Source organism: Roseovarius litorisediminis, from assembly GCF_900172295.1.
In the GTDB taxonomy this organism is placed as follows: domain Bacteria; phylum Pseudomonadota; class Alphaproteobacteria; order Rhodobacterales; family Rhodobacteraceae; genus Roseovarius; species Roseovarius litorisediminis.
In genome coordinates, this window is sequence record NZ_FWFL01000004.1 from 339,493 (window position 1) to 365,385 (window position 25,893).

Here is a 25,893-nt window from a genome sequence, read left to right on the forward strand (position 1 = left end):
AGGCGCTTTGACGCAGCACAATTATCTGACGAATTACCTGACAGCATGCAGTCGCTTTTCGCCAATATAAAGACTTCTCCAGTCGTGGCGCATACCAAAGTATGTTGCATTTTACCGACGCACAGATTGAATAAGAAGCGCCCACAGATCCAAAAAACGCGAGTGCCTTTTGCCATTTTCGCTGGCTCAGGAAAACGCAAAGTGCTTTAGGGTGGGCGCATGGCACCTCTTCCCGACCTTTTTAAAACCTGGTTTGCCAAACGTGGATGGTCTCTGCATCCGCACCAGCAGGCCATGCTGGACCGGTCCACGGACTCTGCCCTGCTGCTCATCGCGCCCACCGGCGGCGGCAAAACACTGGCCGGGTTCTTGCCTACACTTGTCGATCTTGCCGACGGCAAACATCAGGGCCTGCACACCCTTTACATTTCCCCCCTCAAGGCACTTGCGGCTGATATCAAGCGCAACCTGCGCACACCGGTTGACGAAATGCGCCTGCCCATCCGGATCGAGGACCGTACCGGCGACACGCCTGCCAGCCGGAAAAAACGCCAACGCGCAGATCCGCCGCATATCCTGCTAACCACGCCAGAAAGCCTTGCGCTTTTAACATCTTACGAGGATGCGGCCCGTACCTTTGAAGGTCTCAAACGGGTTGTTGTTGATGAAATACACGCCCTGTCCGAAAGCAAACGCGGCGATCAGCTGATGCTGGCGCTCAGCCGCCTGCAGTCGATTTGCCCCGGCCTGAAACGTGTCGGGCTGTCGGCCACCGTCGAAGATCCCGCTGCCATCGCCAGCCTTCTGGCCCGCCATCCTGACCCCTGCGATATCCTGTTGGCCGATCCCGGCCCCGATCCGGACATTGCCATGCTGGAAACACCTCAGGCCCCGCCCTGGGCAGGTGGTGGGGCCGCCTATGCAATAGCTGCGGTGATGGATCAGATCCGGCAGCACAACACCACTCTGATCTTCCACAATACTCGCGCGCAGGCCGAAATTTTCTTTCATAATCTTTGGCTTGCCAATGATGATGCCCTGCCCATCGGCATCCACCACGGCAGCCTTGACCGACAGCAACGCGCACGTGTCGAGGGGGCCATGCAACGCGGCGAATTGCGCGCCATCGTTTGCACCGGAAGCCTGGATCTGGGCATCGACTGGGGTGATGTCGATCTGGTCATTCAGGTGGGTGCCCCCAAAAACGTCAAGCGTCTGGTGCAGCGCATCGGTCGCGCCAACCATCGCTACAACGCGCCATCCAAGGCGCTTCTTGTGCCCGCCAACCGGTTTGAAGTGGTTGAATGTCTGGCCGCCCTTCAGGCCGCTTTTGCCCATGATCTGGACGGTGATTCTCGCGGCCCCGGACCGCGCGACGTGCTCTGCCAGCATATCCTGATCCGCGCCTGCGCCGGCCCCTTCGATGCGTCAGAGCTTTACACTGAAGTAATCACCACAGGCGCCTATGCCAAACTCAGCCGCGAAGATTTCGATGCCTGTCTTAATTTCTGCGCCACCGGCGGCTATGCCCTGCGTGCTTATGATCAATGGCAGCGCCTGTTGCAGCGCCCCGACGGGCAATGGCAGTTGCGGGACCCTCGCGCCAGCCAACTGATCCGCATGAATATCGGCACCATTCAGGACAGCGATACACTCAAGGTGCGGATGAAACGCGCCCGCGGCGGCAAACCCCTGGGCGAGGTCGAAGAAGGCTTTGCCGCTTCACTTTCGCCCGGCGATACCTTTTTGATCGGGGGCCAGATCGTACGCTTTGAGGGCCTGCGCGACATGACCGTCGAGGTCAGCCGCCACAAGGGGCGCAAACCCAAAGTGGCGGTATTCTCGGGTACCAAATTCGCCACCTCCACCCAGCTCAGCCAGCGCATTCTGGCGATGTTTGCACAAGATGACTGGCCCGAATTACCGGATCATACCCGCAACTGGCTGCACCTTCAGCGGCAGATGTCGGAATTGCCCCGCGCCAACAGCCTGCTGATCGAAAGCTTCCCCCATGACGGACGTGAGCATGCTTGCATCTATGGGTTTGCCGGCCGCAATGCCCAGCAAACCCTTGGCCTTTTGCTGACCAAACGGATGGAGGAGCTCGGCCTTGCCCCGCTTGGTTTTGTTGCAACCGACTATGCCACCCTGATCTGGGGGCTGGAGCCGCTGATCAGCGCCGGGCCTTTGTTTGACATAAAGGCGTTGCGCGATGGTCTGGATACCTGGCTGATGGGCAATGCGGTGATGAAGCGCACGTTTCGCGCTTCGGCCAGCATCGCAGGCCTCATTCAACGCAACACGCCACGATCGCGCAAATCCGGGCGGCAGGCCACCATGTCGTCGGACATCATCTATGACACGCTGGCCAAGTATGATCCCGACCACCTGCTTTTGGATATTACCCGGCAGGAAGCGATGCGCGGTCTTGTTGATTTTGGCCGTATCGAAGAGATGATCGCGCGGGTTGGCCCCCGCATTAATCTGCAACGCCTGCCCCGCGTTACCCCTCTGGCGGCCCCTCTGTTTCTTGAGGTGGGACGCACGCCGGTCGCCGGCGCGGCGCAGGAACGGCTTCTGGCCGAAGAAACCGAACGCCTGATGCAGGCCGCCGGGCTGGCAAACTAGACCTTGCAAATCCGTCACTCCCGCGACAAGAACGTATCATGAACGGATACAATTTCACCCTGAATGGCACCGACCTGACAGCGCTTGGGTCCGGCGCGCTTTACTGGCCTGCGCAAAACCTGCTTTGCGTTTCGGATCTGCATTTTGGTAAATCCGAACGCCGTGCGCGGCGCGGTCAGCCTCCCCTGCCACCTTATGAAACCCGCGACACCCTTTCCCGACTTGAGGCAGACATAGCCAAAACCGACGCGCGCATGATTGTATGCCTGGGCGACAGTTTCGATGACAGTGCGGCAGTCGGGGCGCTGCTCGACGATGAAAAACTTTGGATCGCATCGCTGCAGGCGGGCCGCCGCTGGATCTGGATCGAGGGCAATCACGATCCCGGGCCGGTCAATCTGGGCGGCGCCCATCTGACCGAATTATGCCTGCAGCCGCTGACCTTCCGCCATATCGCCCGAATGGGCGAAAAGGGCGAAATATCAGGCCACTACCATCCCAAGGTCAGTTTACGCTTAAAAGGGTGTCATCTGTCGCGTCCTGCTTTTCTGATCGACAAGACCCGTGTGATCCTGCCTGCCTATGGCACTTATACAGGGGGGGTGCGCAGCACTGACTCCTGCCTGCAAGCGCTGATGGGGCCCGGGGCAATGGCCGTACTGACAGGTCCGGTTCCACGGCCTGCACCGATGCCACGCTAAAGCATTTCGCGTTAGTCAATCAGCCCGGCATTAACCAGATTGGGGCGGTATTTTCGGCTTACCGGCAATTCGTCTCCATTGCTGAGCTTCACAAACAGTTTGTGCGAATTTTCGCGTTCAATACCAACAACAGCCGAATGCGCCACCCAATGCGACCGGTGGACACAATACCCATGGGTCGGGTCCATCTCGTCAATCGCGTCGGCCAAGCGCATCCGCAGGGTTTCGACCCCGTTGACCGTGGTAACCTCAACAAAGTGGTCACTGGCCGACAATCTCAGGATCTCGCCCTGAAATTCATCTGACAAACGGCGACACAGGCGCGGAACCGGTGCTTCAGGCTCGGTCGGCTTAACCCAATAGCTGCCCGGCTGTTCCAGCCCGCTTTGCCGCCGCAGTACAAACACGCCTGCGGCGATCACAAAAGTATTCAATCCAATGCTGATCAGACTCAACCCGTCCAACGATGGCTCGGTCACCCCGCGCACGATCCGGATAACCGGTGAAAGGAAGATGACGACCAGAGTTGCCGCGACCAGATCAAAAAGGATCGGGCGTCTGGGGCCGATCAACGCCACCGCCGCTGCCCGCGCAGCATGCCCGATAACAATCGCGATTGTGACAATGACCAGCCAATAGACCAGCCGCGTTTGCAAGTTCATTCCGGCGTAGGTGCCGAACGGCCCGGCAAGCACCGCGACTACGATGCAAACCGCCCACGACAGCAACGTGAAAGGCGACAAGAGTGTGGCAAATGTTTCAGAAAAATGTAACTTTATTCTCGTCAACGTTGACATACTGCTTACAACCACCCTTGTGCGTGCATTTATACGCAGTTTTCTCCGCCTGCCAACATTCACGGCGGCCATACTTAAGCTTAATATGAACCAGTTAACGTTACGTCAGGAATGGGAAAACTTGCCAATATGTCCCCGCAAACAGAACAGAAAATTCGCAAAAGCTTTGACGCCCAGTCGTTGATGGCGACGCTCGGGGCTTCGATAAAGGCAGTGTCTAAAGGCGCTGTCGAAATTCAGGCCCCCATTCTCGACAGCAGCCGCCAGCAACATGGCTTTGCTCATGCCGGTCTGACCTTTTCAATCGGGGACAGTGCAGCGGGTTATTCCGCCCTGTCGGTGCTGCCCGACGATCACGAAGTTTTGACCACCGAGATGAAGATAAACCTGCTGGCCCCGGCCCAAGGCGACCTGTTAATCGCGCGCGGCCGGGTGATCAAACCAGGCCGCCGTCTGGTGATCGTGCAAGCGGATGTGTTTGCGCTTGCTGGCGAAAACGAGACCCATATCGCGATCATGACCGGAACGATGATGCCGGTGCCTGTCACATAAAAACCCCCGGCTTGCGACCGGGGGTTTTGATTTCCTTGCAGGCGGCGCTTCCGCGCTCCTTAAGGTCAGGTTCAGGCTGTCAGCCCCTCAGGCTCGGCCAGACCGTTGGCGCGGCAGCAGGCCGTCACCGTATTGGCCAAAAGGCACGCGATGGTCATGGGGCCCACGCCACCCGGCACCGGTGTAATCGCGCCGGCGCGTTCCACCGCACTTGCAAAATCGACGTCGCCGACCAGCTTGTTCTTGCCGTCCCGCTCGATCCGGTTGATGCCCACGTCAATCACGGTGGCGCCTTCCTTGATCCAGTCGCCCGGCACCATCTCGGGGCGGCCCACGGCAGCAACCACGATATCGGCGCGACGCACCACCTCTGGCAGGTCCTTGGTGCGGCTATGGGCGATCGTCACGGTACAGCTATCACCCAGCAACAGTTGCGCCATCGGCTTGCCCACGATGTTCGAACGCCCGATTACCACCGCATCCAGCCCCGACAGGCTGCCATGGTGCTCGCGCAGCATCATCAGGCATCCCAGCGGCGTGCAAGGCACCATCGATTTCTGTCCGGTGCCCAGCAGGCCGACGTTCGAGATATGAAACCCGTCCACATCCTTGGCCGGATTGATCGAGTTGATCACCAGATCCTCGTCCAGGTGTTTGGGCAGCGGCAGTTGCACCAGAATGCCATGCACTGCCGGATCGTTGTTCAGCGTATCAATCAGCGCCAGCAGGTCTGCCTCAGCGGTGTCCGCATCCAGCTTGTGCTCGTAGGAATTCATGCCGACCTCGACAGTCTGCTTGCCCTTTGAGCGGACATAAACCTGACTGGCGGGATCTTCCCCTACCAGCACCACCGCCAGACCCGGGACAATGCCGTGTTCTTCTTTCAGACGTGCCACATGGCCCGCGACCTTTTCACGAACCTTGGCCGCAAAGGCCTTGCCGTCGATGATATCAGCACTCATGCAGCACCCCTTTCAGTTTTCTTCAAATACTCTCGCCGAAGGCACAGGTTTGACCCGGGTTCAATGCCCGGGTCAAACCTTTTATGTCTTCAGAACAACCCTTCAATCATACCATCATCATTCAGATGGATCGACTCGGCGGCCGGTCTGCTGGGCAGGCCCGGCATGGTCATGATCTCACCGCAGACAACAACAACAAACCCGGCACCGGCGCTCAGACGCACTTCGCGGATCGGCACCGAATGGCCGGTAGGGGCGCCGCGACGGGTGGGATCGGTGGTAAAGCTGTACTGGGTCTTGGCCATGCAGATCGGCAAGTTGCCATAGCCCTGATCTTCCCACTGCTTCAGCTGATCGCGAACCTTCTTGTCGGCCATCACCTCGTCGGCACGATAGATCGACTTGGCAATACGGTTGATCTTGTCCCACAGCGACATGTCATCGGGGTAGATCGGTGAAAACTGGCTGACTCCGCTGTCGGCAATCTCGGCCACGCGCTTGGCCAGATCGGTCGAGCCTTCGCTGCCCAACTCCCAGTGACGGCTCAGGATCGCTTCCGAACCCTGGCTTTTCACGTAGTCCTTGACCGCTTCAACCTCGGCGTCGGTGTCATTGACAAAATGGTTGATCGCCACAACCACCGGCACGCCGAAAGATTTGAGGTTGCCGATGTGACGTCCAAGGTTCGAACATCCTTCTTTCACCGCATCAACGTTTTCTGCACCCAGATCGGCCTTGGCCACGCCGCCGTTCATCTTCATCGCCCGCACGGTCGCCACCAGCACCACACAATCGGGCGCCAGACCGGCCTTGCGGCACTTGATGTTCATGAATTTCTCGGCCCCCAGATCGGCACCGAAACCGGCTTCGGTCACGACGTAGTCGGCGATTTTCAGCGCCGTTGTGGTGGCCGTGACCGAGTTGCAGCCATGCGCGATGTTGGCGAACGGTCCGCCATGCACAAAGGCCGGGTTGTTTTCCAGTGTCTGCACCAGATTGGGCTGCATCGCGTCTTTCAGCAGCACGGTCATCGCGCCGGCGGCCTGAATATCGCGGCAGAAAACCGGGCTGCGGTCGCGGCGATAGGCCACGATCATGTCACCCAGACGTTTTTCAAGGTCTTTCAGGTTGTTTGCCAGGCACAGGATCGCCATGACCTCGGAGGCCACGGTGATGTCAAACCCGCCTTCGCGCGGGAAACCATTGGCGACACCACCAAGCGAGACGTTGATCTGCCGCAGTGCGCGGTCGTTCATGTCTACAACCCGGCGCCACACCACCCGGCGCACGTCGATATCCAACTCGTTGCCCCAATAAATGTGGTTGTCGATCATCGCCGACAGCAGGCTGTGCGCGCTGGTGATGGCATGGAAATCGCCGGTGAAGTGCAGGTTCATGTCCTCCATCGGAACAACCTGCGCGTAACCGCCGCCAGCGGCCCCGCCCTTCATGCCAAAGTTCGGCCCAAGCGACGCTTCGCGAATACAGATCATCGCCTTCTTGCCGATACGGTTCAGGCCGTCACCCAGACCCACGGTCGTGGTGGTCTTGCCCTCGCCCGCAGGGGTTGGGTTGATCGCGGTCACAAGGATCAGCTTGCCGGTCTTGTTGCCCTGAACCGAGTTGATGTACTCTTGGCTCACCTTGGCCTTGTCGTGGCCGTAGGGCAGCAGATGCTCGGTCGGGATGCCCAGCTTGTCACCGATTTCCTGAATCGGTTTTTTCTTGGCTTCGCGCGCAATCTCGATGTCAGATTTATAGCTCATTGTTTTTCCTTCAAGGTGGCCGCCGGGCGGATTGATCTGACAACGCTATACCGGGTCTTCCACGGTATACAGACTGCGAATCCGACATATCCCGCACCTGATGCGGCGAGCCGCCGCAGCCAGGTTTCTTTTCGGAAACACGCTGTCACCTTGTATTGCAGGGTGCGGAACACTCTTTTGGGCCGGTCAATCCGCGTCGCTTGATACGTCGCTCAGATGCTGCCATATGCGCTGATCCGGAACATGCAGGCGCAACGTATCGCCCACCCGCAACGGCCCTTCCCGCTCGACCCAGGCTGTTACCCCCCGTCGGCCTTTGGCCGCCGATTTGAATGCCTTGCCATGGCCCGGGGCGTCTTCATTGATCACCGGGGCGGGAAGAACGCAGGGACGGTTTTCCATGTCCACGACCAAAGTTGTGCCATCCTGCGTCTGCAGCCGTGATGACGGTGGCACATGAGTAAAATCAGGAATGCCTTCGATCACAATCGACGCTCCGATCCACGCAGGATCAAACTCGGCCACACCGATCTTGGCGGCGATTGCCGCCAGTTCCTCGGCCGAGACAACCGAAAACTGCCTGACGTTGCGAATCTCGGTGTAACGCGGATACTGGCTTGTCACCCGGCTGCACGAGGGCCGGGTCAGCCCGGCATGCTCTTCACCCGCGACCCCTGCAAATGTCGCCTGCACCTCTTGCAGGGGTTCAGACCGCAGGCTGGTTTCACGATCTGCGACCCGCCCCAACCAAACAATTTTCGCAACAAATTCCGTGGGCAGCAATGCAGGCATCAGGATCACCTTTTCATAATCAATTTGCGCGCACCTTCCCCCGATCCGCCGAAACGGTCAAATGAAAATATGATTCGTGGGCTTCAGGGGCAGTGCTACACCGTCAGGGTGAAAAACATCCGCCGGAAGGGAAACAGAACCGAGCCATCAGCGCGTACCGGATAGGCCGCATGCATGACTTCTTCGTACCGCTTGATCACTTCTGATTTTTCTTTGTCGTCAAGCGCCTGCAGCACCGGTCGCGCATAGGTGCTTTCGGTAAAACGGCGCACCGGATGGCTGCCCGTTTCGGCCATAAGACGCTGATAATATTCGGTTTCCCACATGCGGAACTGTCCCAGACGGCTCAGCAATTCTTCGTATTTCACCGGGGCCATCACGCCAGGCGTGCCCATTTTCTCGACCCGTCCAGGGCACATTTCCTCGACCAGGGTTAACCAGACACGGTGCGACGGCGCCTTGTTCTGATGCGGCATCTGAATGGCCAAAGTCCCGCCTTTGCCCAGCATCCCCGCCAGCTTTGGCATCAGCTTTTCATGGCCGCCAACCCAGTGCAGCGCAGCATTGGAAAAAATCAGACCCGGCGCGCGGCGCGGATGCCAATCGTTGATATCGGCCTGTTGCAGGCTGTCATAGGCACCCGTCTGCTTTGCCTTTTCCAACATCGCAGGCGATGCATCAACCCCAACCACCTGCCGGCCACCCGCGCGGGCCGTCAGGGCATCGCCGATCGCGCCATTGCCACAGCCCAGATCAACAATATCGCCGGCCCCCATCTGGCCCACCGCATTCAGCAGGTCCAGCGCCGGGCGCAGGCGTTGATCACGGAACCGGGCATAGGCGCCCGGGTTCCAGTCGGGCTGTTTCACCGGGCCGCTCACGTCGAGGGCTCGGGCTCCAACCCGCCACCGGGCGACGATTTGGGTTTGGTCTTGGGAATCGCTGTGACAGACGGCTTGATTTCATCGCCAGCCGTGTCACCATCATCGTCATCCGACGAAGGCGGCTCGCCGCGCACGACACGCATGATTTCCTCGCCGGTCAGGGTTTCATATTCCAGCAGCCCCTTGGCCAGACGCTCCCACTCTTCCTTCTTGTCGGTCAGAATTTTGTGGGCCATCACATAGGCCTCGTCGATCAGACGCTTCACCTCATCTTCAATCAGTTCCTTGGTATGGGCCGAGATCGAAAATCCGCCTGCGCCATTGCCCATGTATCCCTCATGGGCCTGCTCATAGTCGACATTGCCAACCTTGTCTGACATGCCCCACCGCATCACCATCGCGCGTGCCAATCCACTGGCCTGCTGAATGTCGCCTGCGGGGCCGTTGCTGACATTGTCCTCACCGTATTTCAGAATCTCGGCAGCTTTCCCGGCCATGGTCATCGCCAGTTTCTGTTCGCATTCCGACCGGTGCCAGTTCAGACGGTCAATCTCGGGCAGGCTGACAACCATCCCCAACGCGCCACCGCGCGGGATGATCGTGGCCTTGTAGACCGGATCGCATTTCGGCAATTCCAGACCTACAACCGCATGGCCGGCTTCGTGATAGGCGGTTTTTTCCTTTTGCTCGTCGGTCAGCACCATCGATCGGCGCTCGGCCCCCATCATCACCTTGTCCTTGGCTTGTTCAAAATCGTCCATGGTGACAAAGCGGCGGCCAACGCGGGCCGCTGTCAACGCAGCCTCGTTCACCAGGTTAGCCAGATCGGCGCCCGAGAACCCAGGCGTACCACGGGCAATAATGCGCAGATCCACATCAGGACCAAGCGGGGTTTTGCGGGCGTGTACGCCCAAAATTTTCTCGCGGCCTTTGATGTCAGGATTACCAACGGTGACCTGACGGTCAAACCGGCCCGGACGCAACAGCGCAGGGTCCAGCACGTCCTTTCGGTTGGTTGCGGCCAGGATGATCACGCCTTCGTTGGCTTCAAACCCGTCCATTTCAACCAGCAGCTGGTTCAACGTCTGCTCGCGCTCATCGTTACCACCGCCATACCCGGCACCACGATGGCGTCCAACAGCGTCGATCTCGTCGATGAAAACAATACAGGGTGCGTTCTTTTTCGCCTGCTCGAACATGTCGCGCACGCGGCTTGCCCCCACGCCTACGAACATTTCAACAAAGTCAGAACCGCTGATCGTGAAGAACGGTACACCCGCCTCACCCGCAATCGCCCGGGCCAGCAGTGTTTTACCTGTGCCCGGAGGGCCAACCAGCAGCGCCCCTTTGGGAATCTTGCCACCAAGGCGGCTGAATTTCTGCGGATGACGCAGGAACTCCACGATTTCCTGCAGTTCTTCCTTGGCCTCATCGATGCCCGCCACATCGTCAAATGTGACACGGCCATGCTTTTCGGTCAGCATTTTGGCCTTGGATTTGCCAAAGCCCATCGCGCCACCTTTGCCGCCACCCTGCATGCGATTCATGAAATAAATCCACACGCCAATCAGCAACAGGAACGGCAACAGCGAAATCAGAAAGGTCTGAAAGCCGGATTGTTCCTGACTTTCCGCCGTGACCGGCACACCTTTTTCGATCAAACGAGAGGTAATCTCGGCATCGACCGGCTTGATGGTGATGAATTCCTTGCCCGATGCATCCCGATAGCGAATGCTTTCGCCATCCAGCACGACCTGGCTCACACCGCCGTTTTCCACAGCCGTCACAAACTCGGAATATTTAACCGATTTGCTCTGCAACGTGTTTCCAGAGCCGCTGAAAAGGTTGAACAGCGCCATAATCAGCAGAAAAAGGACCAGCCAAAAGGCGATGTTTCTTGCGTTACCCAAGGAATCTCTCCCAAAAATTCGGATTGGGCCTGCGTCTATCACATGGCCCGCCACTCTTAAATAGAGATCATACCTACATCTTCAATGAGATAATAATGCGGCAAAGTAATGTTCACCATCTCTAATCATTTCTGCAGACCAGCCGTTTTCTGATCTTGCCACCGGCGCGGCCAGCAGTTCGCGCCCTTGCCACACTGCCGGACTGGCGATAACCGATGCCAGCGGCAGGCCGCTTTCACGCCATTCCGGACATTCCGACAGACCCTCATGGCCCAAGGCGGCAATCTCTGCCCCCACTGTGACCGGGCCGGTTATTTTCCAGCGCCCGTCCCAGATTTCATCAGTCCCGCACCGCAGGCCAGCCACGGCGTTGTATTCCCGGCTGACACGCAATTGTTCCGTGCCCACGGTGATCTGGCAGCCCTGCAAGGTCATGCTGTTTCCGCTCCTGATGGCATCCAGCAGCAGATCCATGGCACGGCCGCGGGGGCCATATTCTGCACCGCTGACCCATTTCAATGCGTCTTGCAGCAAGCGGCGGGCAATCTCGCCTCGCAGCGCCCGAAACCCTTTGCGGTCGATCAGCAGATCACCCTGTTGAAACCCAACGCTTTTGCGTGCAGCCAGAAAGGCGTACCAGTAAAGGGTATCGCGCACGTCGGACATGTGATGGGCCACATTTGACAGGTTCTGCGCAGTGATCCCCAGTGGCGCCAATGCCGCCAGAACCCGCCGCGCCCGAACCCGTTCATAAGCAAGATCCGCGTTGCTTGGGTCGTCGACCCATGCCATCCCCCTGTCGCGCAACACATCGCGCAACTCTTCGCGGGAGATATGCAGTGCCGGGCGGCAGAAAATCACCTTGCCCTGCCGCCGGGTCGCGGCCATCGCCGACAGCCCGTCCACACCGGCCTCACGCGCCAGCCGCATCAGGAACGTTTCGGCCTGATCATCGGCTGTATGTCCAAGGGCGATTGCGTCAATCCCACGCGCGCTGGCCCAGTCAACCATCAGACCATAGCGCGCACGACGGGCCTGATCCGGCAGGTTCCCCTGCCCGTTCCAATCTGTCCATGCCAGCGTCTCATGGGGAATATCCAGACCCTCGCATATCCGGGCCACCTGTTCGGCCTCGTCGCGGGCCTCGTCGCGCAGGCGGTGATCCACCGTCACCGCAACCAGTTTCGGCCCGCCTTCCCGGCGCCAGTCGTTCAGTAAAACCAACAGCGCCAGCGAATCGCTACCACCCGACACGGCAACGCCCAGCGTTTCGGGTGGCTTGGGCAGAAAGTGGGCAATAATCCGGTCGCGCAGCAAATCAGCCCTGCTCGTCACGAACAGCCCAGATCAGCCATTGCCGTTCTGGCCTCGGTCGCCGCATCTGTTTGCGGAAAGCGGCTGCCGACCTCGCCCAGGGTGACGCAGGCCTCATCGGTCTGGCCCAGACCGCCCAAGGCGTTGCCCAGATGATACAACGCTTCGGGGGCCACCGGCCCGGTTGGCGCCGCACTGAACGTATCCAGATAGGCCCGCGCCGCGCCTGTCAGTTCACCCGCACCTTCCAGTGCCTGACCACGCATAAGCCCGGCACGCGCTGTCAGGGGTCCGCCGGGATAGGCATTCTGAAAACTTGCAAACTGCTCGGCAGCGGCGGCATAGTCACCCGCGTTCAACGCGTCTTCGGCACGCCTGAAATCACTTTCCTCACCCACAGCCATCTGCGGGCCGTCGGCGTCAGGCTGAGTCACAACCGTGCCGACACTGCCGGTTGCCGGCAGCACCCCGCCCAGCGTGCTGCCTTCTTCCAGCGTCCCGACATCGCAGCCCTGTTCAAGCTCGCACAGGCGGTACTCCAGATCGCCCACCCGGTTGGTACCGTCGCTAACCACCCGGTCGATGCGAAACTCAAGCTCTTCGGTCTTTGATGTCAGACGCTGCAATTCGCTTTCAATCGCTGCAACCCGATCCAGCGCCGAGCCACCGATGCTCGCATCCCCGACCGACCCCGTCGTGCTCAGCTCGCGCTTGAGCTTCTGCAACTCGACATACAGCACCGACAACTCCTGGCGGATGTCCGCCAGGGTTTCATCGGTCTGCGCGACACCCGGTGCGGGGCTTACCATTGCCACAAGGGCCAGAACCTTTACAAAACGGCGCATCGCGTCCTCCGCTATCAGCTGCTTGGAACAGCCGAGATCACCGTCACCGCACGGCGGTTCTTGACATAACAGGCTTCTTCGCTGCAAATTTCGATCGGACGTTCCTTGCCATAGCTTACCACTTTCATGCGGTTGCCGGCCACGCCCTGACTTTCCAGATATTCCTGAACCGAATTTGCCCGCCGCGCACCAAGCGCAAGGTTATACTCACGTGTACCCTGTTCGTCGGCATGGCCTTCGACGACGGCATTATATTCAGGATTCGACATCAGCCATTGCGCCTGACCCGCCAGCGTGGATTGCGCTGTGGGACTAAGGTTGGACTGGTCCACTTCGAACAGAACCCGGTCGCCCACGGTCTGCTGGAAATACAAAGGCGAAGCCGGATCCTGCGCTGATCCCGCCAAAGCGCCACCGCCGTTCAGGCCGTCAGCGCCGGTATTGGCAAAACGGTCCGGATTGGTACAGCCTGCCAGCGCCAGACCGGCGCATAAGATAAGTGTCTTGCTCAGATAGGTCATTTTATAGTGCCCCACTCGTTGTTTTTTCATGCCCTTGCCACTTTCTACCACAGCCCGCGCGCCAAGGAAACGCACGAACCGGGGGGTTATTTCTGCAATGGCGACCATGACGGATCGCTTGCGCCTGTCTCGGTCGATATCTGTTTCAGGTTCCGACCGGTGATATCCACCGAATACAGATTGGCGCGCCCCTGCGCACCCTGTGTTTCACGGGTAAACATGATGACCCGCCCGTTGGGCGACCATGTCGGCCCCTCATCCAGAAAGGATGCCGTCAACAGCCGCTCTTCGCTGCCATCCAGCCGCATCACCCCGATGTGGAACCGGCCTTTGGACTGCTTGGTAAAGGCCACCAGATCGCCGCGTGGCGACCAGACCGGTGTGCCATAGCGCCCCTGGCCGAAACTGATCCGCCGCGCCTCACCCCCGTCTGCGGGCATGATGTACAGCTGCGGCGTGCCTGACCGATCACTCTCGAACACGATCTGGCGGCCATCGGGGCTGTAACTTGGGGCGGTTTCAATCGACGGAGCATTGGTCAGCCGGGTGCTGACGCCGCTGCCTGTGTCCATCCGGTAAAGATCGGTATTGCCGCCCTGCGTCAGCGAATAAACCACCGTGCGCCCATCGGGGGCAAAACGCGGAGCAAAGCTCATCGTGCCTTCCGCGGTGTTCAGACTGCGGCGGTTCACACTGGCGACATCCAGAACGTAAATCTTTGGAAAACCGGTTTCATAGCTGGTGTAAAGCACCCGGTCGCCCGCGGGCGAGAACCGCGGCGCCAGGACTATGCTGGTACTGTCGGTCAGATAACTCACGTTCGCCCCGTCATAATCCATGATCGCCAGGCGTTTGGCGCGTTTATCCTTGGGACCGGTTTCGGCCACAAACACCACCCTGCTGTCGAAATATCCGCCCTCACCGGTGATCCGGCTGTAGACCTGATCGGCCACCTTATGGGCCATCCGGCGCCACCCGTCCTGCGTGCCCACCAACTGCAACCCATTGCCCAGCTCCTGCCCGGCAAAAACGTCATAGATCCGGAACCGCACCACCAGCTTGCCTGTGTCATCGACACTGACAGCCCCGGTGACAAGCGCCTGCGCGTTGATCGCTTTCCAGTCGGCAAACTGCACCGGGCTGGCGAAACTGGTGATCTGGCTGATGAACGCCGTGTCGGGGATTTCGCGAAACAGGCCCGTGCCCGTCAGATCCGATGCAATCACATCGGCGATCTGTTTGCCAAACTGTGCGCCTGCTGCATTATCGGCCACAAAATTCGGCACCGCATATGGCAAGGGTTCGATCACACCCTCGGTAATTTCAATCCGAAGCGGCCCGTCCTGTGCAAAGGCGGGCATGCCCGCAATAAACAAGGCCATCAGGAGGGTCAGAAACTGTTTCATCATTTGATCCTCATATTCTCAGGATTGAAGGTCATTTCAATATCGCGCCAGTGGTCATATTTGTCCCTTGGCAGACCATAGCCGCTTTTTGCACAACGTATAATTGCGCGTTTTGCGGCTTCAAATGCCTGCTGCGCCGAATTACCGGTGCCGCCGCTTGAGCTTAGCATTCGGATCGTCTCGGACTTGGGTTTCCCATTTTCGGTCATCGCAACACTTACCACAACCGTCGTATTCAAAGCCTCGGAACTCAAAGAACCCACGTTCCAGCACTGTTGCACTGCCACCCGCAGCGCATCTTTTTCACCATGGGTCAGCGGCGGGCCACCGGGTTTGCCGGTATTGCTCTCGCCCGCGCCGAGTGCTTCGGCAAGGGCATTGTTAACGGAACTGGAATCCGTGGTCGGCTTTGTGTCTGCCGGTTTCGCCGTTTGTTCCGGTTTCGGGGCCGCCGGCCGGGTGCGCGGGCGCACCGATTTTGACGGCGCCGCATTGGCCACCTTTTCCGCCTCGGTCACGATCTTGGTCGTGGCTTCCTCACGGGCGGTCTCGGGTTTGTCTTCCTTGACCACCTCGTCGGGCTTGTCCGACGGTTCCGCCTTTGGCTGATCGACATCGTCAATCTTTACGTCCGGCTCGGGCTGCGCGACGGGTTCAGGCGCCACGCGCGGCGCCGGGCGCGGTTGTGGACGGGGCGAGATTTCGGGCACCAGAACAGCCACATCCTCGGATGGCGGCTCCAGCACGGGCGGCTCGTCACTCACCTCGGCTTCGACGGGTGGACTTATCTCGGTCACATCCGGCGCCTCTTCCAGTGGCGGGGTATCCGCCACATCAGGCTGTGCTACGTCGGGCGCGTCATCCGCCGTGGACGACAGATCAGGCGCCATATCCCCCGGCGCGGGGGGCTCGGGCGTTGCAACGTTGGAAACCGCGTCTGGCGCCTGCTGTGGCGCGATCAGGGCAGCATATTCTTCGGTTGAAATCGCTGTCACTTCAGTCACCTGAAACGGTGCCGGCGCGCTTTGGAAAAAGCCACCCAGCAAGGCCCAGCAGATCAGGCCCGCATGGCCCGCGCCCGATATGATCTGACCGGTGTTCACCCAATCCGCCTTTAGCCGTCCCGGCCGTCCAGAGACGGGCCGCCGGTGTCGGTCACCAGACCGATATCATTGAATCCGCCCCGGTTAAGTGCGCCCATCACCTGCATGACATCCGCATAGGGCACCGCCCCATCGGCACGCAGGTAAACCCGCGTGCTATCGCGCTCCGCCGCAATGGCGCGCAGTTTCGCCACCAGTTCGTCCCGCAACACTTCGCTTTTCTGGATCATCACCACGCCTTGCGCCGTGAGCGTCACCGTCAGGGGCTCTTCCTGTTCACCCGGCAAGGAGTTGGCCGCCGTTTTCGGCAATTCCACCGGCACACCTACCGTCATCAGAGGGGCTGCCACCATGAAGATGATCAGCAATACCAGCATCACATCGACAAAGGGCGTGACGTTGATCTCGGACATCGGGCGGCTGCGCCCACGGCCCCGCCGTCTGCGCCCGCCTCCCCCGGTTTTCTGGACTACTCCGGCTCCCATGGCCTAGCTGTCCAACTGACGGCTGAGGATGGTGGAAAACTCGTCGGCAAAGGCCTCGTATCCGGCCACGATCCGATCACTGTCAGCGCTCAGCTTGTTGTAGAAAATCACCGCCGGAATGGCTGCCAGCAGCCCCAGCGCCGTGGCCAGCAGGGCCTCGGCGATGCCGGGTGCAACCACTGCCAGACTGGTATTCTGCTGCTCGGCGATGTTGATAAAGGCATGCATGATACCCCAGACGGTGCCGAAAAGCCCCACAAAAGGCGCCGTGGAACCGACCGTTGCCAGCACCGATAAACCGCTTTGCAGCTCTTCTGCCTCTTTCGCAATCGCAACGTCCATACTGCGGTCGATCCGCGCGGCGGCGCCTGCGATCATACCCCCGTCGTTGCGGTGACTGCGCCGCCATTCGGTCATGCCCGCGGCAAAAATGTGCTCGGACTGTCCGTCCGGGTCGGGCCCGATCTCGTCAAACAACCCGTCCAGCGGCTCGCCTGACCAGAACCTCTGATCGAAAACCTCACCCTCTTTTCGGGCTTTGCGATAGCTTATGATTTTCTGGATGATAATCGACCATGACCAGAACGAGGCCACGGTCAGCATCAGCATCACCAGTTTCACGATAAATGTCGCGCGTGCAAATAGCGCCCACATGGAGAAATCAATCTCCTGTGCCAGTGCCAGGGTTTCTGCTTCCATCTGCCTGCTCTTTTGTGTGTGGCCCAGTTTGTCTGGACTTATTGCGCGTCAAACTACCCCATATCCAAGGGGAAAGCCAACACATCCGCGTTATCGGCTGCTAAATTCGCATGGCTAGTGCAGGATCAGGCGGATATTCGCCGGCAAACGGGCAGGCTGACCGGTTTCAGCAATGCAGACAATCGTTACGGTCGCCGCAAAAAGCAGGTCTTCACCGCGCAGGACCTGTTGTTCCATCACAAGCCGCGCCCCGGTGACCGCCAGTGTTCTGGTGCGCACCTCCAGCATGTCGTCAAACCTGGCCGGGGCCAGATAATCGGCCTCAACCCGCCGCACCGCAAAAACAACGCCCTCGGCGTCGCGCATCCGGTTCTGGTCAATTCCCATTTCGCGCACCCAGTCGCTGCGGGCCCGTTCAATATACTTCAGATAGTTGGCATAATAGACGATCCCGCCCATGTCGGTATCTTCGTAGTAAACGCGGATCGGAAAACAGTGTGTCATGGCGCTGACACTAGGCAAGGCCGCGGTGCCTCGCAAGCCACCCTGTCAACGACCATTCGCCGCGCTCAGAACCGATGGGGGGTCGTGAGCGAATAAATCTCGGTCGGGTGCAGCGCCAGATCCAGCCCCAGCTTGAGGCAGACAGCGAGAACCAGCAAGGCCAGCAGAATGCGCAGTTGTTCGGCTTTCAGCAGCAGCCCGATGCGGGCGCCGATCTGGGCGCCGATCACGCCGCCGACAATAAGCAGCATGGCCAGCACCGTATCGACTGTGTGGCTGTTATAGGCATGCATCATCGTGGTGTATGCCGAGACAAAGATAATCTGGAACAGCGAGGTTCCGACAACGACTTTGGTCGGCATGCCAAGGATATAAATCATCGCAGGCACCACAACAAACCCGCCACCCACACCCATGATGGCCGACAGCACGCCGACAAAAAAGCCGACAATAAGCGGCGGAAAGACCGAGATATAAAGCCCCGATGAGCGGAAGCGCATTCGCAGCGGCATGGCGTGAATCCAGTCAAGACCGCCCCGCTTGCGTCTGGGTTTGGGGCCCTGCACCTTTGCCTTGCGTATCGCGTTCAGGCTTTCGATAAACATCATCCCGCCGATCAGCCCAAGAACGACCACGTAGAAGATGTTTACCAGAAGATCGACCTGACCGAGTTTGCTTAGTAAATTGAAGATGTAGATGCCCACGGTCGAACCGGTGAGCCCCCCTACCATAAGCGCAATCCCCATCGGAAAATCGACGGTACGACGGCGGATATGGGTAAGAATGCCCGAAAAGGACGATGCGACGATCTGGTTGGCCGATGTGGCCACCGCTACGGCAGGCGGGATGCCGATGAAGAACAAAAGCGGTGTGATCAGAAAACCGCCCCCAACCCCGAACATGCCAGAGAGCAGGCCGACAACAAGCCCGATGGAAAGTAGAAGAGGGCCGTTCACCGACACCTCGGCGATGGGCAAATAAATTTCCATAAGCGCCGGGAATACCTGGTTGCACTGGTCTCGCACCTACGCCTGGGCCCTGGCGAACGCAAGAAAACAATCCGCGACAACCCGCCGCGGCCCGACGAACGGCGACTTCAGGACCGCCGCGCAGCAGGCCATTTCACCCATTTCCGATGATGGCGTCGGCTTCAGGCGTTGACCGGATTTCCGGGGCAGTTACGGGTTTTGCGTGACATGACGGCTATACTTCCGCCAGCCCTCTAAGGTAACTACTCTTGCCCCAGCGGATAATCGACCAGCACCTCATAAGATGCGCCCTCGGGCGCCAGATGCGATTGGTACAACCCAAATTTCGATACCGGAACAGGCCCCAGCGACAGGCCAGCGTGCATCGCAAGAAACCGGCCCAGCCGCGGGCCGATGTCTTGTTGCCGGTCTTTTGAAATCCTTGCCAATGTCACATGCGGGCGAAATCGCGTGTGTTTCAGCTGAACGCCAGCACCCTGAACCGCCGTCCTTATCTTACGGCGCAACCCGCTCAGGGCCTCCGATGGTTCTATCCCGGCAAAGACCAGACGCGGGCTGTTGCCGCCAAACACATCCACCCCCCGGATCGTCATCTCAAAAGGCGCGACAGAAATTTCACCCAGCGCCTCGTGCACAGCCTCAATCATTGTCAGCGGCTGGTCATCCAGAAATGCCAGCGTGACATGCATGCTATCAGGGTCCACCAACCGGCCCACCCGCAGCTCTGACTGAACTGCCATCAGCACGTCTTTCACCTCGTCCGGCAAACCTATCGCAACGAACACCCGCATCAGTGGTCACTGCACCTGAGCTGCGTTTATCCGGGCGAAAAGCCGCAGCGCCAACGACGGGTCATCGGCGTGAGGCGGCAAAACCGGATCATAGGCCGCCCGCACCAGCCCCGCGATGTCCGGGCGCAGGATGACGGCCTGATTGTCCGGCATTACCGCGAGGGGGGATTTCGCGCTGAAAGCCGTATCCGACCACAGCAAAATCGTCTGCACGATCTGGCTCAGCGCCAGTGTCTCGGCCGGTACCTCGCTGAGCTGGTCATCCATACGCAGGAACACAAAACTGGCCTTTATGGCGCCTGTCTCGTCAAAGCGGAAAATCCTGTACTGGTTGGCGTCTGCCGATTTCAGTCTGTCCACCAACGGATGCAGATCGGGGATCAGCCTGTCCAGATCGGGAACTTCGATCAGTTCATCCCACTGCCGGAAGAAAAAGATCATCAGATTGGCGCCCAGTTCCGGGTCAGTCTCGGCGACCTCGTGGTTGGCCAGGGTTGCCACAGCCTCGACCGCGCCTTTGATCACTTCCAGTGTCTTGTCATCGACGCCAAAGACAATCGGCACAATCGGTCGCCCCCAGCGGGCAAATACGAAACTGCCGTCGGCGCGGGTGAACAGCGCCTCTATCTCGGAGGGATTGATCGTGTCAGTCATGGTCGGCCCTTTTGCAGTGACGCGCCCGGTTTAACAAACCCGTTGGCATGGTCAAATGGGGGCATCCGGCCGGATTTCGTACGAAACGTACGCGGTGGCCGCCAGATGGTGCGTCCCGCGTACGAAATCCACGTACAAAACGTACGGATCGTACGGTCTTACTCGAACAAATCCTCCTGGCCTTTTGCCTTGGGCGCAGCCATGCCAAGATGTTTCCACCCCCCCTGCGCCAACATCCGCCCACGCGGGGTGCGCTGGATAAGCCCTTGTTGTAAAAGGAAAGGTTCAACCACCTCTTCCAACGCATCGCGCGGCTCGCTCAAGGCCGCGCCGATGGTCTCGATTCCCACGGGGCCACCCTGATAAGCCTCTGCAATCAAACGTAAATATCGCCTGTCCGCACCATCCAGCCCCAGATGGTCCACCCCCAGACGGGTCAGCGCATTGTCGGCCAACTCCTTGGAAATGCTGCCATTTCCATCCACGATCGCAAAATCCACCACTCGCCGCAGCAACCGCCCGGCAATCCGCGGCGTTCCCCGTGACCGCCGCGCGATCTCCCGCGCGCCATCCCGGTCAGTGGGGATATTCATTAACCTTGCATTGCGCGCCACGATCTCGTGCAGTTCGTCCACCGTATAGAATTGCAACCGGGTCGGGATGCCGAACCTGTCGCGCAGGGGGGTGGTCAGCAAGCCCAACCGCGTGGTGGCCCCAACCAGCGTAAAGGGTTGTAATTCAATGCGAACTGTCCGTGCGGCAGGGCCTTCGCCAATCACCAGGTCCAGCTCGAAATCTTCTAAAGCAGGATACAAAACCTCTTCCACAGCAGGGTTCAGACGATGAATTTCATCAATGAACAAAACGTCATTACGCTCCAGATTGGTTAATATCGCGGCCAGATCGCCCGCCTTGGCCAGCACCGGCCCCGACGTCATGCGAAAGCCAACGCCCAGTTCCTTCGACATGATCTGCGCCAGTGTGGTCTTACCCAACCCCGGGGGGCCGTGAAACAAGGTATGATCCATCGCCTCACCCCGTTGCCGCGCGGACTGGATAAACACCTTGAGGTTCGCACGCGCCTCTGCCTGACCAATAAATTCGTCAAGCGCCTGCGGTCGCAGACTTCGGTCGGTATCCTCGGGTAGCAACTCGGGGCGCAATGTGGGATCAGGCTCGGACATGGATTACCCCTTTGGCGCCAACAGCTTAAGCGACAAACGGATCAGCTCTGGTGTAGACACATCAGGCGTTTCTCCAGCGGCCTGCGCCACGGCGCCGGCGGCCTCGCCGGGCGCATAACCAAGGTTTGTCAAAGCCGACAAAGCCTCGGCCTGTGCATTCGATCCTGCGGGGGCAACCGGCATAGGCGTCATGGGTTCAATTACATCCTCACCGCTGTCCTTCACCGGCGCCGGTGCAGCCCCCATCGCCATGACCTGAGGTGCTTTGTCTTTCAGTTCATTCACCACACGCTGTGCGGTTTTCGGGCCGATGCCTCTGGCCGCTTTCACAGCATTCCAGTCGCCCAAGGCAATCGCACGTCCTACCCCATCAGGGCCCAAAGCCCCCAGTATGGCCAAAGACGCCTTGGCACCCACCCCTTGAATGCTCATCAGCAACCGATGCCATTCTTTTTCCAAAAGCGTTGTAAAACCAAAGAGTTGAAGATTGTCTTCGCGTACAAGCAGGTCCGTATATAGCGCTGTATGCTCCCCCGTGCCGGGCAGGGCCTGCAATGTGCGATCGGAACAATAGACCAGATAACCCACCCCGCGCACATCAATCAGCACATGGTCTGGTGCGCGATAATCAATCCGTCCTGCGATCCGTCCAATCATGCACTGGCCCTCCGCACGGCCCTTGCCAGCATCCCGGCTGACCGCGCGTGATGTGCATGACAAATTGCAATCGCCAAGGCGTCTGCAGCGTCTGGTCCCGCCAAGTCAACACCTGGCAACTGAACCCGCACCATATGCGCGATCTGAGACTTGTCGGCATGGCCGACACCCACAACAGTTTTCTTGATCGTATTGGGGGCATATTCGCCAACAGACAGTCCAAACTGGGCGGGCACCAGCAAGGCGATACCGCGCGCCTGTCCCAGCTTCAGCGTGCCGGCCCCGTCTTTGTTGACAAATGTCTGCTCCACAGCCGCAGTTTCAGGTAGGAATTTGGAGAAAACCTCGGTAAGTTGTTGATGCAGCGATAGCAATCTCTCTGGCAGATCCTGACCAACCGAGCGACAGACACCGTTTGCAACATGGCAGATCCGGCTGCCTTCCACATCTATCACACCCCAGCCAAGGTTTCTTAATCCGGGGTCGACGCCCAATACCCGCATGATCTGTGCCCTGCTCTGCTGCTTTTCCCAACCCCTAGCACGAAAGGGGAACAAAGACCAAGAAGAATGCAATGCCAACGCCTTGCGACACCGATACGGCCAAAATTGGCCCGCCGAAGAGAAACGGGCGGAATTTGACAAAACATCCCGGACTTTCGCTGCTATAAATTAAGTAAATCAAGTTTTTACCAAAAAGATTCAGCCTTGCAGAAAACGCATAGGGCATATGCGGAAACATGTGTTGTAAGAGCGATTTTGCCCTACTACCTGCAGCCCAGAACAGACACATACGTCCGCCCCCTTTAAGGAATGAAACAATGGCCGTTATAGATACAACCCGCACTCATGCAGTTCCTGCAGGCCAATTTGGTCAGGCTGTCGCAAAATTCGTTGGCGCTTTCGCCGCATGGAATGATGCCCGCGCTACACGTAAGGCACTGTCGCAACTCAGCGACCGTGAACTGGACGATATCGGCCTGTGCCGCAGCGATATCGACAGCGTTGTTCGCCAAGGTTAAGTTTTTCAACAGCGCAAAGAAAAAGCCCTGCACCGGGACCAAGTGCAGGGCTTTTTCAGTATAAGTACTAGCTAAAATTACCTGAGCAGAGGGCGAATCTTGGCAGAAATGCTTTGCGTGATCGGATCGGCCTGCATAGCAAATGCGCCAACCTGTTCAATGATCGAACCGGAGTTCAGTGCTTCAACGCGCTGTTCATAAAGCGCCGCCCCGAGATGGGCCATGATCAGACCTTTGAAGCAGAAGAATCCGACGACCAGAAAGGTAAGGCCACGCAGAGGGAAAGACCTTTGCCGGCGTTTCGGGCGCAGAACAATCAATCCGTCTCGACCAACCTGGCTTACATAACCACGCGAAAGACGCGACCGTTTGCGATCAATTTTCTTAAGGCGAGCATCAAAACTCTGAAACACATCACTCATAATTAATATCCCATTTTCATCGGCCCCACCGACTTAAACTAAATGCTACGTTCGAATTATGGCAAGACTAAGGCAACTGCCTCAAATTTGCTGGTTTTCGAATTGTTTTCAAACACTTTTCGCGATTGTTGTTGTCGTCCATTCACCAATCTCATCGCGAAATTGCAGACTGTTTCCAAGATTGCAATAAACGTCAATTACCTCGTCTGCCTGCTCATTCAAAATTCCCGAGAGAATCACCCGACCGCCCTCTGCCAAGCATGACGTCACGTCAGGCGCCAAGTTTATCAAAGGCCCTTTCAGGATATTGGCAAAGATCAGGTCGTAGGGGGCATTGGCCCGCAACACTTCATGGTCCAGTCCTGTGGCCTCGATACATCGGACCCGCCCTTCAAGCCCATTTGCGGCGACATTGGCACGGGCGACCTCGACGGCAACCTCGTCGATGTCGCTTGCCAACACAACACCCGGCCAAATCCGCGCTGCCGCCATTGCCAGAACTGCGGTACCGCAACCGACGTCCAGAACCGATTTGCCCACAAAGCCCGCATTCGCCAGCCGGTCAAGTGCCCGCAGGCACCCCAGTGTGGTGCCATGGTGCCCTGTGCCAAAGGCCATTGCGGCCTCGATCAGCAAAGGCTCACACCCCTCTGGGACGTTGTCGGCATCATGGCTGCCGTAGACAAAGAACCGCCCTGCATGAACAGGTTTCAATTCGCGTTTTACCTTGGCCACCCAATCCTGATCGGGCAGTTCAGACACGGCAAAGGGCTTGGCGTCATAAAGGACAGCCAGTAGAGCCAGCCCAACCTGATCAGGCGTGGATTCAAAATATCCTCCCACTTCCCACAGGCCCGATCCATCCTCGATCTCGAACACCCCGACCCCAGTGGGTTCGGGCACAAGGTTTTCCAAGGCCTCGGCCAGCGCTTCGGCGGGCTCTTTTCCGGTCAGGGTGGTCAGGGCGGTAAACGTGGTCATCAGACGAACCTCAGATTATTCAGCAGGGGATGTGGCGAATACCGAAAAAATGGTCTCATTTCCCTTTTCCGGATGCCGCGGGATCATCAGCGCCAGCATTAGCGAAACACATGCCATGCCGGCTGCCGTCATGAATACCGCAGCGGGCGATATAAGCCACAGATAGCCCAGCAACGCAGGCAGGAAAACCGCAGCGATGTGGTTTATGGTAAAGGCCACAGCTGCAGTAGGCGCAACATCACCCGGATCGGCAATTTTCTGAAAATAGGTCTTCAGCGCCAACGCCAGGGCAAACAGCAAATGGTCAATCACATACAATCCAGCGGCCAGCAACACCCCCCACCCAAAGAAATAAATTCCGCCATAGGCGAGGAATACAGCAACCAGCCCGACATATTCAAAGATCAGCGTATTCCTCTCGCCATATCTAAAGACAGCCTGCCCCATCAGCGGCGCGAAAATCATATTGGCCACCAGGTTCATCAGAAACAGGCCTGTCACTTCATGCACGGCAAAGCCGAATTTCTCGACCATCATGAAACCAGCGAAGACCACAAAAATCTGCCGCCGGGCCCCGGCCATGAACTGCAGTGCATAATAAAGCCAATAGCGGCGGCGCAGGATCATCTTTTTGATCTGCGGGTTCGGCGCCTCAAATCGTGGATAGGCAATGAAACAGAATACCGCAGTCGCCGCGGTGAAACCGCCCGACAACAGATAGACGGTGTTGTAGGTCAGTCCAAGCGTCTCCCATGTCATGACAATAAGCAGATAAGCCACCAGCGTCGCGGCCGACCCGGCCGCAACCAACCACCCCAACACCTTTGGCGCGCGCAACTTGTCCAGCCACTGCAGTTGCAGTGACTGATTGACTGTTTCGTAGTAGTGAAACCCGATCGAACTGAGCATTGTAATCGTCAGGATGCCACCAAGCGATGGAAACCAAGCGGTCAAAGCGGTGGCCACACCCAGCAGGAAAAGCGAGACGATCCCCAGCACCTGCTCGTGTACAAAAATGATGATGGCGATCACCCCAACCGCCAGAAACCCGGGGATTTCGCGGACCGTGTGCAGCCAGCCGATATCGGATCCGTTAAAGCGTGCCACCTCAATCACAAAATTATTGAGCAAGGCAGACCAGGTTGCAAACGCCACTGGCATCGCTGCCGCCATCACAAAAAGCAAGGTAACGGGGCGACGCCAGAACGGCAGATGCCGTGCATCTGCAAGGGGGACGGTGCGTGTCATTCAGCACCTTTACGCCGATCAGTTGGGCTTGGCGAGGGGATGAATCTGCAATTGCGATAGATATTTCTGTGCGCAAA

General features: G+C 58.5%; 27 protein-coding genes. 4 read left to right on the forward strand and 23 right to left on the reverse strand.

What is annotated here, in order from left to right; translation table 11 throughout:
* Positions 1-219 precede the first annotated feature (219 nt).
* Complete coding sequence (locus PEL8287_RS10095; RefSeq protein WP_085892249.1) at positions 220-2,628, forward strand: ligase-associated DNA damage response DEXH box helicase; 2,409 nt, start codon at positions 220-222, stop codon at positions 2,626-2,628.
* A 38-nt stretch (positions 2,629-2,666) separates the two neighbouring features.
* Positions 2,667-3,329, forward strand: a complete 663-nt coding sequence (gene pdeM / locus PEL8287_RS10100; protein WP_085892250.1) for a ligase-associated DNA damage response endonuclease PdeM — start codon at positions 2,667-2,669, stop codon at positions 3,327-3,329.
* 11 nt (positions 3,330-3,340) lie between these two features.
* Here pdeM and PEL8287_RS10105 read toward each other — a convergent pair whose 3' ends face one another.
* Positions 3,341-3,991: a LytTR family DNA-binding domain-containing protein gene (locus PEL8287_RS10105; RefSeq protein WP_235862270.1), complete on the reverse strand. Its 651-nt coding sequence runs from the start codon at positions 3,989-3,991 to the stop codon at positions 3,341-3,343.
* A gap of 264 nt (positions 3,992-4,255) precedes the next feature.
* Here PEL8287_RS10105 and PEL8287_RS10110 point away from each other — a divergent pair, with 264 nt between their 5' ends.
* Entirely contained in the window at positions 4,256-4,678 is a 423-nt protein-coding gene (locus PEL8287_RS10110) for a PaaI family thioesterase (protein WP_085892252.1), read from the forward strand.
* 71 nt (positions 4,679-4,749) lie between these two features.
* On the opposite strand, the gene folD is transcribed toward PEL8287_RS10110, so the two are convergent.
* The 19 genes from folD to ruvC all read right to left on the reverse strand — a co-directional run bounded on the left by folD (position 4,750) and on the right by ruvC (position 22,647).
* Positions 4,750-5,640 (reverse strand): bifunctional methylenetetrahydrofolate dehydrogenase/methenyltetrahydrofolate cyclohydrolase FolD, encoded by an 891-nt coding sequence (folD, locus tag PEL8287_RS10115; RefSeq protein WP_085892253.1) that lies wholly within the window; start codon positions 5,638-5,640, stop codon positions 4,750-4,752.
* Between the two features lie 89 nt (positions 5,641-5,729).
* Complete coding sequence (locus PEL8287_RS10120) at positions 5,730-7,406, reverse strand: formate--tetrahydrofolate ligase (protein ID WP_085892254.1); 1,677 nt, start codon at positions 7,404-7,406, stop codon at positions 5,730-5,732.
* 186 nt (positions 7,407-7,592) lie between these two features.
* Complete coding sequence (locus PEL8287_RS10125; RefSeq protein ID WP_085892255.1) at positions 7,593-8,198, reverse strand: MOSC domain-containing protein; 606 nt, start codon at positions 8,196-8,198, stop codon at positions 7,593-7,595.
* 95 nt (positions 8,199-8,293) lie between these two features.
* Positions 8,294-9,067 carry a methyltransferase domain-containing protein gene (locus PEL8287_RS10130; RefSeq protein WP_085892340.1) on the reverse strand — a complete coding sequence of 258 codons (774 nt, stop codon included), beginning with the start codon at positions 9,065-9,067 and terminating at the stop codon, positions 8,294-8,296.
* Positions 9,068-9,075: 8 nt separating this feature from the next.
* Entirely contained in the window at positions 9,076-10,992 is a 1,917-nt protein-coding gene (gene ftsH, locus PEL8287_RS10135; protein WP_085892256.1) for an ATP-dependent zinc metalloprotease FtsH, read from the reverse strand.
* A gap of 81 nt (positions 10,993-11,073) precedes the next feature.
* Positions 11,074-12,327 carry a tRNA lysidine(34) synthetase TilS gene (gene tilS / locus PEL8287_RS10140; protein ID WP_139837764.1) on the reverse strand — a complete coding sequence of 418 codons (1,254 nt, stop codon included), beginning with the start codon at positions 12,325-12,327 and terminating at the stop codon, positions 11,074-11,076.
* A complete protein-coding gene (gene ybgF / locus PEL8287_RS10145) occupies positions 12,324-13,151 on the reverse strand; it encodes a tol-pal system protein YbgF (RefSeq protein WP_085892258.1) in 828 nt (275 codons plus the stop codon). The genes tilS and ybgF overlap by 4 nt, the downstream gene beginning before the upstream one ends.
* A gap of 14 nt (positions 13,152-13,165) precedes the next feature.
* Positions 13,166-13,672, reverse strand: a complete 507-nt coding sequence (pal, locus tag PEL8287_RS10150; protein ID WP_085892341.1) for a peptidoglycan-associated lipoprotein Pal — start codon at positions 13,670-13,672, stop codon at positions 13,166-13,168.
* A gap of 86 nt (positions 13,673-13,758) precedes the next feature.
* Entirely contained in the window at positions 13,759-15,081 is a 1,323-nt protein-coding gene (gene tolB / locus PEL8287_RS10155) for a Tol-Pal system beta propeller repeat protein TolB (RefSeq protein ID WP_085892259.1), read from the reverse strand.
* A complete protein-coding gene (gene tolA, locus PEL8287_RS10160) occupies positions 15,078-16,181 on the reverse strand; it encodes a cell envelope integrity protein TolA (protein ID WP_085892260.1) in 1,104 nt (367 codons plus the stop codon). The genes tolB and tolA overlap by 4 nt, the downstream gene beginning before the upstream one ends.
* Positions 16,182-16,192: 11 nt before the next feature.
* Positions 16,193-16,666: a protein TolR gene (gene tolR, locus PEL8287_RS10165; protein WP_085892261.1), complete on the reverse strand. Its 474-nt coding sequence runs from the start codon at positions 16,664-16,666 to the stop codon at positions 16,193-16,195.
* A 3-nt stretch (positions 16,667-16,669) separates the two neighbouring features.
* Positions 16,670-17,365, reverse strand: a complete 696-nt coding sequence (gene tolQ, locus PEL8287_RS10170) for a protein TolQ (protein WP_085892262.1) — start codon at positions 17,363-17,365, stop codon at positions 16,670-16,672.
* A 114-nt stretch (positions 17,366-17,479) separates the two neighbouring features.
* Complete coding sequence (gene ybgC, locus PEL8287_RS10175) at positions 17,480-17,869, reverse strand: tol-pal system-associated acyl-CoA thioesterase (RefSeq protein ID WP_085892263.1); 390 nt, start codon at positions 17,867-17,869, stop codon at positions 17,480-17,482.
* A 65-nt stretch (positions 17,870-17,934) separates the two neighbouring features.
* Positions 17,935-18,858, reverse strand: a complete 924-nt coding sequence (locus PEL8287_RS10180) for a sulfite exporter TauE/SafE family protein (RefSeq protein ID WP_085892264.1) — start codon at positions 18,856-18,858, stop codon at positions 17,935-17,937.
* 242 nt (positions 18,859-19,100) lie between these two features.
* Positions 19,101-19,649 carry an RNA 2',3'-cyclic phosphodiesterase gene (gene thpR, locus PEL8287_RS10185; protein ID WP_085892265.1) on the reverse strand — a complete coding sequence of 183 codons (549 nt, stop codon included), beginning with the start codon at positions 19,647-19,649 and terminating at the stop codon, positions 19,101-19,103.
* 6 nt (positions 19,650-19,655) lie between these two features.
* The gene (locus PEL8287_RS10190) at positions 19,656-20,303 is read right to left on the reverse strand and encodes a hypothetical protein (protein WP_085892266.1); all 648 of its coding nucleotides are present in this window, start codon (positions 20,301-20,303) and stop codon (positions 19,656-19,658) included.
* Between the two features lie 158 nt (positions 20,304-20,461).
* A complete protein-coding gene (ruvB, locus tag PEL8287_RS10195) occupies positions 20,462-21,487 on the reverse strand; it encodes a Holliday junction branch migration DNA helicase RuvB (RefSeq protein ID WP_085892267.1) in 1,026 nt (341 codons plus the stop codon).
* Between the two features lie 3 nt (positions 21,488-21,490).
* On the reverse strand, positions 21,491-22,144 hold the full coding sequence (ruvA, locus tag PEL8287_RS10200; protein WP_085892268.1) for a Holliday junction branch migration protein RuvA: 654 nt from the start codon (positions 22,142-22,144) through the stop codon (positions 21,491-21,493).
* On the reverse strand, positions 22,141-22,647 hold the full coding sequence (gene ruvC, locus PEL8287_RS10205; protein WP_176228613.1) for a crossover junction endodeoxyribonuclease RuvC: 507 nt from the start codon (positions 22,645-22,647) through the stop codon (positions 22,141-22,143). The genes ruvA and ruvC overlap by 4 nt, the downstream gene beginning before the upstream one ends.
* Before the next feature lie 317 nt (positions 22,648-22,964).
* Between ruvC and PEL8287_RS10215 the strand changes: the two genes are divergently transcribed.
* On the forward strand, positions 22,965-23,165 hold the full coding sequence (locus tag PEL8287_RS10215; protein WP_085892270.1) for a DUF1127 domain-containing protein: 201 nt from the start codon (positions 22,965-22,967) through the stop codon (positions 23,163-23,165).
* A 77-nt stretch (positions 23,166-23,242) separates the two neighbouring features.
* On the opposite strand, the gene PEL8287_RS10220 is transcribed toward PEL8287_RS10215, so the two are convergent.
* The 3 genes from PEL8287_RS10220 to PEL8287_RS10230 form a co-directional block, all read right to left on the reverse strand.
* The gene (locus PEL8287_RS10220; protein ID WP_085892271.1) at positions 23,243-23,587 is read right to left on the reverse strand and encodes a hypothetical protein; all 345 of its coding nucleotides are present in this window, start codon (positions 23,585-23,587) and stop codon (positions 23,243-23,245) included.
* Positions 23,588-23,695: 108 nt separating this feature from the next.
* Positions 23,696-24,568, reverse strand: coding sequence for a 50S ribosomal protein L11 methyltransferase (locus tag PEL8287_RS10225; protein ID WP_085892272.1), 873 nt, complete (start codon positions 24,566-24,568; stop codon positions 23,696-23,698).
* A 15-nt stretch (positions 24,569-24,583) separates the two neighbouring features.
* The gene (locus PEL8287_RS10230; RefSeq protein WP_085892273.1) at positions 24,584-25,816 is read right to left on the reverse strand and encodes an MFS transporter; all 1,233 of its coding nucleotides are present in this window, start codon (positions 25,814-25,816) and stop codon (positions 24,584-24,586) included.
* Positions 25,817-25,893 lie beyond the last annotated feature (77 nt).